Origin of the sequence: Tamilnaduibacter salinus (genome assembly GCF_003096655.1) — a bacterium.
Classification (GTDB): Bacteria; Pseudomonadota; Gammaproteobacteria; order Pseudomonadales; family Oleiphilaceae; genus Tamilnaduibacter; species Tamilnaduibacter salinus.
Window position 1 is genome coordinate 25,096 of the sequence record NZ_QEKQ01000004.1, and the last position, 12,473, is coordinate 37,568.

General features: G+C 61.9%; 15 protein-coding genes. 8 read left to right on the top strand and 7 right to left on the bottom strand.

From position 1 onward, the window contains the following. Positions 1-119: 119 nt before the first annotated feature. From proX to C8D92_RS06965, 4 genes are all read right to left on the bottom strand, one after another. Positions 120-1,133, bottom strand: coding sequence for a glycine betaine/L-proline ABC transporter substrate-binding protein ProX (gene proX / locus C8D92_RS06950; RefSeq protein ID WP_116918869.1), 1,014 nt, complete (start codon positions 1,131-1,133; stop codon positions 120-122). A gap of 69 nt (positions 1,134-1,202) precedes the next feature. Continuing rightward, positions 1,203-2,006, bottom strand: a complete 804-nt coding sequence (locus C8D92_RS06955) for a crotonase/enoyl-CoA hydratase family protein (protein ID WP_116918870.1) — start codon at positions 2,004-2,006, stop codon at positions 1,203-1,205. Between the two features lie 30 nt (positions 2,007-2,036). Further along, complete coding sequence (locus C8D92_RS06960) at positions 2,037-2,774, bottom strand: sulfite exporter TauE/SafE family protein (RefSeq protein WP_116918871.1); 738 nt, start codon at positions 2,772-2,774, stop codon at positions 2,037-2,039. Continuing rightward, on the bottom strand, positions 2,771-3,175 hold the full coding sequence (locus tag C8D92_RS06965) for a YkvA family protein (protein ID WP_116918872.1): 405 nt from the start codon (positions 3,173-3,175) through the stop codon (positions 2,771-2,773). Before C8D92_RS06965 ends, C8D92_RS06960 begins: the two co-directional genes overlap by 4 nt. A gap of 38 nt (positions 3,176-3,213) precedes the next feature. Between C8D92_RS06965 and C8D92_RS06970 the strand changes: the two genes are divergently transcribed. After that, the gene (locus tag C8D92_RS06970; protein WP_279338314.1) at positions 3,214-4,017 is read left to right on the top strand and encodes a fructosamine kinase family protein; all 804 of its coding nucleotides are present in this window, start codon (positions 3,214-3,216) and stop codon (positions 4,015-4,017) included. Positions 4,018-4,134: 117 nt separating this feature from the next. Here C8D92_RS06970 and C8D92_RS06975 read toward each other — a convergent pair whose 3' ends face one another. Continuing rightward, on the bottom strand, positions 4,135-4,608 hold the full coding sequence (locus C8D92_RS06975; RefSeq protein WP_116918873.1) for a DUF6231 family protein: 474 nt from the start codon (positions 4,606-4,608) through the stop codon (positions 4,135-4,137). 53 nt (positions 4,609-4,661) lie between these two features. Beyond that, positions 4,662-5,813, bottom strand: coding sequence for a chromate efflux transporter (gene chrA / locus C8D92_RS06980; protein WP_116918874.1), 1,152 nt, complete (start codon positions 5,811-5,813; stop codon positions 4,662-4,664). An 83-nt stretch (positions 5,814-5,896) separates the two neighbouring features. Here chrA and C8D92_RS06985 point away from each other — a divergent pair, with 83 nt between their 5' ends. The 5 genes from C8D92_RS06985 to C8D92_RS07005 all read left to right on the top strand — a co-directional run bounded on the left by C8D92_RS06985 (position 5,897) and on the right by C8D92_RS07005 (position 8,831). Next, complete coding sequence (locus tag C8D92_RS06985) at positions 5,897-6,103, top strand: DUF3565 domain-containing protein (protein ID WP_116918875.1); 207 nt, start codon at positions 5,897-5,899, stop codon at positions 6,101-6,103. A gap of 84 nt (positions 6,104-6,187) precedes the next feature. Further along, positions 6,188-6,922 carry a nitroreductase family protein gene (locus C8D92_RS06990; RefSeq protein ID WP_095612001.1) on the top strand — a complete coding sequence of 245 codons (735 nt, stop codon included), beginning with the start codon at positions 6,188-6,190 and terminating at the stop codon, positions 6,920-6,922. An 11-nt stretch (positions 6,923-6,933) separates the two neighbouring features. After that, a complete protein-coding gene (locus C8D92_RS06995) occupies positions 6,934-7,329 on the top strand; it encodes a gamma-glutamylcyclotransferase family protein (RefSeq protein ID WP_116918876.1) in 396 nt (131 codons plus the stop codon). A gap of 1 nt (position 7,330) precedes the next feature. Beyond that, positions 7,331-7,792 (top strand): NfeD family protein, encoded by a 462-nt coding sequence (locus tag C8D92_RS07000; protein ID WP_116918877.1) that lies wholly within the window; start codon positions 7,331-7,333, stop codon positions 7,790-7,792. A 1-nt stretch (position 7,793) separates the two neighbouring features. After that, a complete protein-coding gene (locus C8D92_RS07005; RefSeq protein WP_095611998.1) occupies positions 7,794-8,831 on the top strand; it encodes an SPFH domain-containing protein in 1,038 nt (345 codons plus the stop codon). A 60-nt stretch (positions 8,832-8,891) separates the two neighbouring features. Here C8D92_RS07005 and C8D92_RS07010 read toward each other — a convergent pair whose 3' ends face one another. Next, positions 8,892-10,304, bottom strand: a complete 1,413-nt coding sequence (locus C8D92_RS07010; RefSeq protein WP_116918878.1) for an alanine/glycine:cation symporter family protein — start codon at positions 10,302-10,304, stop codon at positions 8,892-8,894. Between the two features lie 173 nt (positions 10,305-10,477). On the opposite strand from C8D92_RS07010, the gene C8D92_RS07015 reads away from it, so the two are divergent. Together C8D92_RS07015 and C8D92_RS07020 are read left to right on the top strand one after the other, a co-directional pair. Further along, positions 10,478-11,494: a response regulator gene (locus C8D92_RS07015; protein ID WP_116918879.1), complete on the top strand. Its 1,017-nt coding sequence runs from the start codon at positions 10,478-10,480 to the stop codon at positions 11,492-11,494. Then, positions 11,494-12,465 carry a GGDEF domain-containing protein gene (locus C8D92_RS07020; protein ID WP_116918880.1) on the top strand — a complete coding sequence of 324 codons (972 nt, stop codon included), beginning with the start codon at positions 11,494-11,496 and terminating at the stop codon, positions 12,463-12,465. Before C8D92_RS07015 ends, C8D92_RS07020 begins: the two co-directional genes overlap by 1 nt. The last annotated feature ends 8 nt before the right edge of the window (positions 12,466-12,473 follow it).

Consider the following 12,473-nt stretch of genomic DNA (forward strand, 5'->3'; position numbering starts at 1 on the left):
CCGGTTATGGCATCAAAAAGCCCAGCGAGGCACCTTCAACACCAGCGTTATTGGCTGGGCCCTTTCAAGGCAGGTGACGACGGTACACGCTCCGTGTCGGGATCGGCCTGCGTTGGGGGTTACTCCTGGGCGGCCGCGCGGGCCTTTTCAAGCCATTGGTTGAAGGTTTCCCGGTGCGACTCGATCCATTCACTGGTGTGGCGGCGGATGTCCGCCAGTCGATTCTCGCCATTTCTCATCGCCAGATTCTGGTTCGAGATGTCGTTCGCGGACAGCTGAATGATCTCGAACAGCCTGGCCGCCGACGGGTTCTCGTCGGCAAAAGCCTGATTCGCAATGATGCGCTGGTTGTTGGCCTGGAATCCGTAGTCGGTGCCATCCGGCAGCGAGGTATCCACATTGCTGCGCTTGCCGGGTAACGAGGAAAACGGGACCTCCAGCCAGAGGACGTCGTCGCCGGGTTCCATGACGGCGCTGACCCAGTAGGGCGTCCAGGTGTAATAGAGGACTGGTTGTCCGTCACGGAACCGCTCAATAGTGTCGTTGATCAGCTGTGAGTAGATACCCTGACGGTGGCTGACCGTGTCCCGCAGGTCGTAGGCATCCAGATGATGCTCGATGACCTGTTCACATCCCCAGCCCTCGGGGCACCCCACCAGATCGGCGCGACCGTCCCCGTTGTCGTCAAAAAGACGGGCGATCTTAGGATCCTTCAGCTGCTGAATGTTCGTGATGTCGTACTGTCTGGCGGTTTCCCGGTCGATCAGATAGCCCTGTAGCGCGCCGGGCGAATAGGTCCCCTTGCGGTACAGGGCGTCGTCCCCGCCTGCTGCCTCATAAAAATCCGTGTGCAGCGGATCCCAGTGGTTGGCCATGAAGGTGGCCTCGCCATTGGCGACCGCCACATGCCCCCTGTCGTACTCCAGGTCCATGATGGGTTTTACCTCGAATCCCAGGGCTTCGAGCGCCCGCGACACCAGCAGTGTCTGGAAGGTTTCCTCAGCAATGGAGCTTTTGACGGGTTGTACCGTCACGCCCTGCCCGGGCTGTTCCTGGGCAAACGTGATCGGGCTGGCGACCAACAGGACGGCCAGGGTCACAAGGCCGCCGCGTCGAATCCACTGGCCAGGCATGTCGAACTCCTCTGTGCTGCTTGAATATGGGGCCGGGTGCTGTCGGGCCTTTCCACTCAGTTTAGACGACTATCGCTCGTCAGGGCTGGTGGGTCCAAAGGCACCGTGCCGGCCCTGGCCATCCCGGAAACGGCCGGCGCCTTCGACGGTTTCGCCCGAGGCGAGCGTGGCCTGTCCCAGACGGAACTCTCCAGACAGCGCCTCGTTCTCATCGAGGGCCCATTGCTGGTGTGCGCTCACGAGGTCGTTACGCAGGCAGGTCTGGGGAAACACGGCCAGTTCCCGGGCCAGGTCGATGGCCGTTTCCAGAGCGGCGCCGGCCTGTACCACCCGGTTGGCCAGACCGATGCGACCGGCCTCATCCGCATCAACGGGCCGTCCGGTGAGGATCAGGTCCAGCGCGTGGCTCTGGCCGATCAACCGGGGCAGCCGCACTGTGCCGCCGTCGATCAGCGGCACGCCAAACCGTCGGCAGAACACCCCGAACACGGCCGATGTGTCCGCCACACGCAGATCACACCAGGCGGCCAGCTCCAGTCCCCCCGCCACGCAGTAGCCGCTTATCGCGGCAATGACTGGCTTGGTCAGGCGCAGCCGTGAGGGTCCCATGGGACCGTCGCCGTCGGGCTCAAGCCGGTTGCGACGTTCGGGATCGCCGGACGCCACCGCCTTGAGATCCGCACCGGCACAGAAATGCGTGCCCGCTCCGGTCAGTACCGCCACCGACAGGTCAGTGTCGGACTCAAAGTCACGGAAAGTGTCCGCCAGTGCCTCGGCGGTGGGGCGGTCGACACAGTTACGCACGTCGGGTCGATTGATCGTGACAACCAGCACGGCGCCGTCGCGCCGGGTGGTGATCCTGGGTTCTGTCATGGGTTTCTCCCGTTGGCTGTTGGAGGGCCATCACCCCAGATAGGTCAGAAGGCCGCGGATCACGGCGGCCGTGCCGGACAGGGCCGCAATGCCCAGAATGATGGGTTTGAGCGCCTCGAAAGGCAACCGTCGGACCAGCCGTCCGGAGAGCAGGAATCCGAGCAGCACACCGGGAAATGTGACCGCCAGAAGCCCCAGCTCGCGGAGGTGAATGTAGCCGGAGAATACCAGGGCGACGACACTGGCACAGCTGGCGAACAAAAAGAACGCTGACATGTTCGCCCGGACCAGCGGTCCCGCTTCGTTCTGGTAGATCAGGGCGATGGGTGGGCCCCCAACTGCCGTGATGGTACCCATATAACCGGACGCAGCCCCGGCGAACACGCTGTTTTGTGGCGTGAGCCTTGGACGCAGCCCGGCAACACTCAGGATGACGGCCGTGAGGATGAGTGCGCCGAAGGCCAGCTCAAAACCCTGCGCCGAGAGCACTGCCAGGGTGGCGCCAGCCAACGCTGTGCCGACCACGTCGCCGCCAATCGCGAACCGTACCTCGCGAAAACTCAGTCCGGAACGGTTCCGGACCAGCAGCATCACGGTGAGGATCACCGCGTTGAGCGTCAGGGGGCCAGGCACGAACACCGGGCTGATCAGGAACAGTAGCGGTGCCGACAGCGTTCCGATCCCATAGCCGGCCACGCCCTGAAGACCGGCACCGGCCATCAGCGCCAGGTTGGCAAGCAGGATCTGCAGCAGCGAGACGTCGCTCATGAGGCGCGCTCGTCACGATGAGCGCGCCAGGCGGCGTAGCGGTGCAGATCGGACTCCACCAGCTTCAGGCAGGCAGCAACGACGCCCGCGTCATCAATGAAGCCAAAGCCGATAATGAGATCAGGGATCAGGTCCAACGGATTGAGTACGTACACCAGCGCACCGGCGACCGCCGCGATGCTTTTCCAGGGAATCTCCCGGTAATGGCCCTGCCAGTAGTCGCGCACCATGTCGAACATCAGCCGGATATCGCCGCTGAATCGCTCCAGCCGGCCGCTGTTCTGAACTTTGCGCTCGATGTCCGCCTGCTTCTCAAGCACCGCCCCGAGATCATCGGGATGCACTTTGCCGGCCTCGCGGTCCAGTTCCGATTGCGCTCGCTGTCGGTTAAACCAACTCATGATGACTCCTTCGTCGACGACTCATTATGATCCCGGAAATGGCCGACTGTGCCAATGCGGCTTTGGCATCCGTTACACTTGGTACCATGTCCATGTTTCGAAAGACCAATGACACGCCACACAGCGATGCCCTCCTCTGCGAAGCCGAGGGGCTGGAGGCATTGCGCCAGGCCCTGTCGCAGGCGGGCGAGTCGCGGCTGAAGGTTCCCCGGGTGTATGACGCAGACGAGCAGAGCATGACCCTGGATGCCATCGCCAGCCGACCGGGCAACGATGCGCAGATGCGAGCGTTTGGTGATGGACTGGCGGCGCTGCATTCGGTGACGGCCGAATCCTCTGGATGGCGTAACGATAACTACATCGGCCTCTCACCCCAGCCCAATCGCTGGAGCAATGACTGGGGCACCTTCTTCACGGTGGATCGCCTGGGCTTTCAGGTCGGACTGATCCGCGATGGCCGGGTGCGCCAGCGCTTCGAATCCGTGCTCAAGGAGCAGCACGCACGCCTGGTGGACTGGCTGAACGAGCGCTGTGAGCGGCCCAGCCTGCTGCATGGCGACCTCTGGCAGGGCAATGTGCTGTTCGACGGTGACTCGCCCTGGCTGATCGACCCGGCCGTCTACCAGGGTGACCGCGAAGCCGATCTGGCCATGACCGAGATGTTCGGCGGCTTTTCGCCTGCGTTCTATGACGCCTACGACCGGGCCATTGGCATCACCCGCGATTACCGGACCAAGAAAGCCATCTACAACCTGTACCACTACCTCAATCACTACAACCTGTTTGGCGGGGGCTATCTGGGCGGTTGCGAGCGTGGGTTTGAGGTGATTAGAGCGCTTTAACGTCTGCAGGTTTGAAGGTTTTAAAGACGTGCTGGTCCACGTCCTCAGATCGAGAAACCATCGCTCTTCAGACCTTCAGACCTTCAGACCTTCAGACCTTCAGACCTTCAGACCGGCCTACCACCACGCCTTCCCCCACATCTCCGGATTGGCCCAGTAGTCCGGGTTGTTCCACGCGCGTCTGTGGTTGTACCGGTCGATGTTGTAGGTAAAAAGGGTAGCGGGCGGATCGGCCTCGACGGGGCCCTGGCGGAAAAAGCCCAGGCTGATGAAGTCGCGGAACGGCCAGTCGCTGTCATCGGTGACCACCACGGCAATCTGGTGGGTGCCGTAGTTGCGCAGTTGTCCCAGAAGCATCTCTCCGCTCTGGTGGTCGAGGGTTTCCAGCGTGTCACTGATCAATGCCAGTTCGGGTTTTGTGGGCAGCGGGAAGGCCTGATTGGGGGCATCGGGATCGAGCTGCTGCCAGCCGTGCGACGCATCGGCACCGGCCCAGGACTGACCCACCGCATCCGCACGGGCGCCACAGGTCAGTAGCTGGCATGGTTGGCAACTCCGCAGTACCTGGCTTAACGCCTGTTCGGGAGTCATGGGCGCTCCTGCTTGCTGAATGGGGATCGTGTCCATCATACGTGCCGTGCCTGTTAACCGACCAGCAGGCTGCCCGCCACGGCGGTGCCAAGCACCACCTGCCAGGGCGGCACCTGCCAGCGCGTCAGGGCGACAAAGGCGCCGGCGGCGATGGCGACATCGAGTGGTCCGGACACCGTGCTCGTCCACACCGGATCATACAGGGCGGAAGCCAGAAGGCCGACGACGGCTGCGTTGACGCCGGCCATGATGGCCCGGGCATGGGGCCGGTCGCGGAGCCAGCTCCAGAGTGGCAGGGTGCCAAGCAGAATCAGCAGGCCGGGCAGGAAGATGGCGATCAGGGCCAGTGCCGCCCCGGTGACGCCGTTGATCGCGGTACCGAGATAGGCGGACAGTGTGAAAAGCGGTCCGGGAATGGCCTGTGCCGCCCCATAGCCGGTCAGGAACGTGTCCTGATCGAGCCACCCGGGGGCAACCACGCTCGACTCCAGCATGGGCAGGACCACGTGGCCGCCGCCAAAAACGAGCGCGCCGGCCCGGTAGAAGGCATCCACCAGTGACAGCCCCGGGGAATGGATCAGGGCGGCAAGAATGGGGAGGCCGCCCAGCAGAGCGACAAAGGCGATCAGGCAACCGGTCGCCAATCGTCGGGAAACCGGGATCGAAAGTGCCGCCCCGGTGGACTGGCTGACAGGCCGGCACCACCGGTAACCGGCCAGGCCACCGGCGATCAGTGCCAGGATCTGGCCGGATGACCCCGGAACCCAGGCGAGCACCAGCAGGGCACCCACCGCGATCGCCGCCCGCTCCCGGTCCGGGCAGAGCTTGTTGGCCATGCCCCAAAGTGCCTGGGCGACGACCGCGACAGCCACCAGTTTCAGGCCATGGAGGATGGACGCGTCGATCATCGCGGCCCCGCTGGCTACGGCCATCAGGATCAGTGCGGAGGGCAGCGTAAAGGCAGTCCAGGCTGCCACAGCCCCGGGCAGACCGCCCCGGGCGAGCCCAAGCGCAAAGCCGACCTGGCTGGAGGCCGGTCCCGGCAGGAACTGGCACAGGGCAATGAGATCGGCATAGGCGGCCTCTTCGAGCCAGCCGCGGCGCCGTATCAACTCCTCCCTGAAATAGCCCAGATGCGCGACGGGGCCGCCGAATGCCGTCAGCCCGAGCTTGAGAAAGGTCAGGAATATCTCGCGTACAATCATGGTTATATCGCTTGATGGTGTCGTAGTAATGACGCTGCGATGCCTTGGTGACAATTCGATGACAGCCGGATGAGCGGGATACCATGCAGCAACCCATCGTCGGTTTCCATCAGGACGAGGAAAGGCACTGGGTCGCAGAACTGGCCTGTGGCCATAACCAGCACGTGCGTCACAAACCGCCGTGGGTCTGCCGGCCCTGGGTAACCACCGTTGCCGGGCGACAGGGGCGGTTGGGTATGGGGCTGGAATGTCTCAAATGCGATCGCGGGGAACCCGCCGACCGGCCTTAGTGGACCCGCGGGTGCATGCTCGCGTGTTTCCCTCAGCGCCGGATCGGTTATGCTGTGGCGCAAACCTGCTGGATGACCTGAGCCATGAATACGCAAGCCCGAATGACCACCGACATTGATGTGGACGAATTCCGCAAGATCGTGCGGAGTCGACGCTCGGTCCGTCGTTTTACCGACGAGCCGATCCCGGACGCCATTCTGGATGAGTGCCTGGATCTGGCGATGCTGGCACCCAACTCCAGTAACCTGCAGCCGTGGGAGTTCCGTGTAGTCCGCACGCCCGCGCTGCGGGACCGGGTCGCCCATGCCTGTCTGGGCCAGAATGCGGCCAAGACGGCGCCGGTTCTGATTGGTATCGTTGCCCGCACCGGCACCTGGCGGGATCACAGCCGCCGGGCCGTCGATGAGTGGCCGGGCGAGAGCGTCCCGCCGATCGTCGAAAAGTACTACCGGAAGATCGCTCCGCTCCATTACAGTCAGGGGCCGCTGGGGGCGTTCGGGCTGGCGAAGAAAATGCTGGGTGCGGTGACCGGGCTGCGCAAGCCGGTGCCACGCGGGCCCTATTCGCCGTGTGCCATGCGGGTCTGGGCAGCCAAGTCGACGGCCCTGGCCGCGGAAAACCTGATGCTGGCCCTGCGCGCCCACGGCTTTGATTCCTGCCCGATGGAAGGCTTCGACGCCTGGCGCATCAACCGCCTGCTCGATGTGCCGGACGACGGGGACGTCATTATGATGCTGGCGGCCGGTCGTTGCGGTGAGAAGGGTATCTACAGCCAGCAGTATCGGTTCAACCGGAACGAGTTTGTTCACTATCTCTGAGGCAGGCTTATATGGGGGCGTATCGCATTGCCGTTTACGGCACTCTGAAAGCAGGTCGATCCAATCACCACTATATGGCGAATGCCCGGTACCTGGGCGAGGATTGGTTCAGCGACATCGTCCTCTACGACCTGGGCCCCTATCCGGGGGCACGACGGGAACCGTCCAATGGCATCCGCGTTGAAGTCTACGCGGTGGATGACGCGACGTTCGGGGAGGTGGATGCGCTGGAGGGCTATCGCCCGGAAGCGCCGAACGACGGGTTGTATCACCGCCGGCTGGTATCCACTCGCCATGGGATGGCCTGGCTCTACCTTTACAATCACTCCGTGGAAGGCTGCCCCCGCCTGGACGCTGGTGACTGGGGAGCGACGCCTGAGGAACACTCAGTACAGGAACGATCGTGACATGGAATGGACACTGACCCACCTCTGGCTGATCCTGGCGCTGGTGCTTGGTCTGGCCGAACTGACGTCCGGTGTACTCGTGCTGCTGGCACTGGCCGTCGCTGCCGCACTGACGTCCATTGTCTCCGCTCTTGGAGGCAGTGTGACGGCTCAACTGGCCTGGATGGGCGTTTTTTCCGGCATTCTGGTGCCGATCACCATTCGATACATTCGCCCCTGGTTCTCGCCTCGGGGGGTGGCCTATGGCACGACGGGAACAGGGGCCGAACAGGGCCGGATCTTCATCGTGACTCAGCGCGACTTTGACGGCGCTGCCGGTATCAAGGTCAAAGGCGATTTTTACCGCATCGAGGATCTCGATACGGGGGCAACCGAATTACCGGCGGGCACCCGTGTCTCGCTGGAGCGCTTTGAGGGCACTGTCGCCCTCGTTCACTCACAATCCTCCGACAGGGAGTCATAGTATGGAAACAATGGTGTCACCGGGGCTGATTCTCAGCCTGTTTGTCGTGGCCATGGGCATTATCGTGATCATCAAGGGGCTGGTGATCGTTCGTCAGTCCGAGGTGATGGTCATCGAGCGTCTCGGGACCTTTCACCGGGTGCTGGAAAGCGGCATCAACCTGATCATCCCCTTCGTGGAAAAGCCCCGTGCCATCACGCTGATCCGTTACCAGCGAGCGGGTGACGATTATTACCCCGTCACCAGCGAGGAAACGCGGATCGACCGTCGCGAGACCGTCATGGATTTTCCGGGTCAGCCGGTGGTGACCACCGATAACGTGACGGTTCGCATCAACGGGGCTCTCTACTTCCAGATCATCGACCCGCGCCGGTCGGTGTATGAAGTGGCCAACATGAGTCAGGCCGTGGAGGTGCTGGCCAAGACCACGCTGCGTTCGGTGGTCGGTAAAATGGAACTCGACAAGCTGTTTGAGTCCCGCTCCGAGGTCAATAACGACATCCAGGCGGCCATGGAAGAGCCGGCCTCCAAGTGGGGTGTCAAAATCAATCGCGTGGAAGTTCAGGACATCAATATGCCTGAAGAAGTCGAAGAAGCCATGCGATTGCAGATGGCGGCCGAGCGCAAACGACGCGCGACAGTCACCGAAGCGGAGGGTGAAAAATCTGCGGCCATTGCCCAGGCACAGGGCCAGAAGGAATCAGCGGTCCTCAATGCACAGGGTGATAAAGAGGCCGCGATACTGCGTGCCGAGGGTGAGCAGGAATCGATCCGGCTGGTTCTGAACGCCCTTGGTGAAGGCGAGGATGACAAACAGACCGTCGTGGGGTATCTGCTGGGTCAGAGCTACATCAAGGCACTGCCAACCATGGCTCAGGACGGCGAACGGGTCTTCGTGCCCTATGAGTCCTCTGCCCTGTTGGGCTCCATGGGCATGTTCCGGGACCTGGCCGGTTCCCCTGAGGGGGCGCCACTGGCTAACGAGGCTCTGCGCACGGGTGCCGTCAGCGGTGCTGCAGCCGGCTCGGCGTCTTCCTGAGCCAGTGACCGTCCCGGGAGCAGGTGCCGCCGCCAGGCGACGGCGGGCCTGCTCGCTTGATCAGTGCCAGATCGACGTGTCGATCTTTTGGGCCAGTTCGGGATAGTCGTTGGCCCGGAAGTGCGGCACTTTCCCTTCCTTTCTCTGCGACAGATAGTCCCGAGTCAGCTTGACGACGGTGCCGGAGAGAAGAACGATACCGATCAGGTTGATCGTGGCCATCAGTCCCATGGACGCATCCGCCGTGTTGAAAACGGTGACGACCGCCTGATAGCCACCCCAGATCACCATTCCCAGCGCCGCAAGGCGCAGCAGCGTAATGGCCTTTCGGTTGCCACCGCCAAGATAGATCAGGGCGTTTTCGGCATAGGTATAGTTGGCAACGATCGACGTGAAGGCGAAAAACAGGATGGCGATGGCAATGAAATACCCACCGGCCGGGCCGATGTGGCTCTCCATAGCTTCTTGAGTCAGCTGTGTGCCGGTCACGCCGGAGCCGGGTTCCATGACTCCGGAAAGCAGAATCATCACCGCCGTCGCGGTACAGACAATCAGCGTGTCCACGAAGACGCCGAAAGCCTGAACCAGACCCTGAGAGGAGGGATGGTGAGGTGCGGGTGTGGCCGTGGCGGCAATATTCGGCGCTGAACCCATGCCGGCCTCATTCGAGAACAGCCCCCGCTTGATGCCATTGAGCATGGCGGCGGTGACCGAACCGGCAGCCCCGCCGGCGGCCTCCTCAAGCCCGAAAGCGCTTTTGACGATGGTCATCAGGACCTCTGGCACCTGGTCGATGTGCATGGCCATGATGGCCAGGGCAATCAGGACATAGGCCCCGGCCATGAATGGCACAACAATCTCGGCAAACCGCACGATGGAGCGCAGACCGCCGAAAATGACGATGCCGGCAAAGACAGCAATGACGATGCCGACCCAGCCCTTGGGAACGCCGAAGGCGCCTTCCACGGCGTCCGCGATCGAGTTGGCCTGAACGGCGTTGAAAACAAGCCCGAATGACAGGATCAGGCAGACCGCGAAGATGGCTCCGGCCCAGGGAGCGTTCAGTCCGCGGGAGAGATAGACCGCCGGTCCGCCCCGGTACTGTCCCTGGCCATCGCGGACCTTGTAGAGCTGCGCGAGCGTGCTTTCGGCATAGCCTGTGGCCATGCCAACCAGAGCTACCAGCCACATCCAGAAAATGGCGCCGGCGCCACCGAGATACAGCGCGACCGCAACGCCCGCCAGATTACCGGTGCCGACCCGGGAGGCCAGGCTGGTGCACAGCGCCTGGAAGGGAGAGATGCCATGGCGGTCGCTGTCCCGGGAACCGCGAATGGCGTGAATCATTTCTCCGAAATGAAGGAACTGCAGGAATCCCAGGCGGATTGAGAAGAACAGTCCAACGATAAGCAGGCCGTACACAAGCACATAGCCCCATAGCACGTTGTTCAGAAAATCCACGACAACTGACATGGCGATGACTCCATCAGGGGGTCAGAATTTCGCCGGAAACTAACAGTGCTGACCGCCTCCGGGGCATCCGCGCAGTCCCTGATTGACGGGCAGGGATGCCACTGAGCTGCTAGACTCAAAATTCGGTCGGCTGTCCGGTGCCGTCGGCACTCATTCATTTTTGAACATGTCCAATGACTACCACTTCCGTTCTTGTATGTGACGACTCCGGGATGGCCCGTAAGCAGATGGCGCGGGCCTTGCCAGAGGATTGGGAGATCACTGTTCAGTACGCCGCCGACGGCGAAGAGTGTCTGGAGCAGGTTCGCCAGGGGCAGGCCGATCTGCTCTTTCTTGATCTCAATATGCCAGGGCTGGATGGTTACGGCGTTCTGGAGAGGATCCGTTATGAGGAGCTTCCGACGATCGTCATTGTCGTCTCCGGTGATATTCAACCGGACGCCCATGAGCGGGTGATGGCGTTCGGAGCGCTGGCGTTCATCGAGAAGCCCACCTCCGCTGAGAAAGTGCGAACGCTCCTGACCGAGTATGGTTTGTACCGCCCCTCGGAAAGTGACAGCGCCGCCTCTGTGTATTCGCCCGAATCGCCCTCCACCGGCTCTGACCAGTGGCTTGATGTGCTGCGGGAGCTGTCCAATGTGGCCATGGGGCGGGCGGGGGACCTGCTGGCGCGATTGCTCAATGTCTTCATTCGCTTGCCGGTCCCGCGTGTCAATGAGCTGACTCCCAACGAGTTGCGCATGGCTCTGACGGCAACAAAGGACGGCGGTTCCTGGTCCGGAGCCTGCCAGGGGTTCATCGGCTCGGGGCTTTGTGGAGAGGCTCTACTGATGTTCTCGGAGAGCCGTTTTGCGGACATGGCAAACCTGCTGGGCTATCCGGATGCTGGCGAGCCCGGTCTTGAGACAGAAGTGCTGATGGACATCTCCAGCATCCTGACCGGCGCTTTTCTGAAAGGACTCGGCGACCAGTTGGACGTCAATTTTGGCATCAGTCATCCAGTCGTGCTGGGTACTCATTTGCGGGTGGATGACCTGCTGGAGCAGAACACCGATCGTTGGCAGAACATGCTGGCGATTGAACTGAACTACGCGGTCGAAGCCCCGGACATTCGCTGTCACTTTCTGCTGCTGTTTGCAGAGGAGGCGATTCCCCTGCTTCGAGAACGCCTTAGCTACCTGTTGGACTGATGAGCCCTGATAACACGAGCAACATTGCGGACTTTCACTGGCTGATCGACATGATCGACACCATCGAGGTGGGCATGATCGTGCTGGATAATCAGGACCGGGTTCAGGTCTGGAACGATTTCATGGAAAACCACAGCGGCATGACGGCCACTCGCGTTCGCGGTCGCTCATTGTTCGACGTGTTTCCGGATCTGCCTGCCGACTGGCTGCGTCGCAAGATGGCCTCCGCCCGACTTCTCAATACCCGCATGTTTTCTTCCTGGGAGCAGCGACCTTACCTGTTCCGGTTTCGTAACAGCCGTCCTGTCACCGGAACCGAACGGTTCATGTACCAGAACATTACGATCTCGCCACTGACTAATGCACAGGGTGACGTTCAGCATGTCTGTCTGCTGATCTACGACGTCACCGATGCCGCCTCGGGCCGTCAGGCCCTGGAGCGGGCCAACCGGCAGTTGGAAGCTCTGAGTCAGGTGGATCGCCTGACCGGACTGCTCAATCGGGGCACCTGGGAAACCATTCTGATTGAAGAGCTGGAGCGCCATCGGCGCTACGGCCAAGACTGCGCATTGGTGATGATGGACATCGACCACTTCAAGCAGGTGAACGATGTGCACGGTCATCTGGCTGGCGATGAGGTGCTCCGGATGGTCGCGAATGTCTTCAGGGAGTGTCTGAGGCAGGTGGATATTGCCGGGCGTTATGGCGGTGAGGAGTTTGCGCTGATGCTGCCGGAAACAGGAAACGATGGTGCCCTTCTGGTCTGCGAGCGCCTCCGCGAAGCGATAGAAGCCCGTTCTGTCACAACGCTCGGTGGAGAGACCCTTTCCGTTACCGTCAGCCTGGGTGTTGCCACTGTGAAAGCCTCTGATCGCCATCAGGAGGAATGGCTTGAGAGGGCCGACAAGGCGCTCTACGAGGCGAAAAACACTGGCCGCAACAGGGTGGTCGTTTCGTCCTTGGAATGCTGACCCAGGTC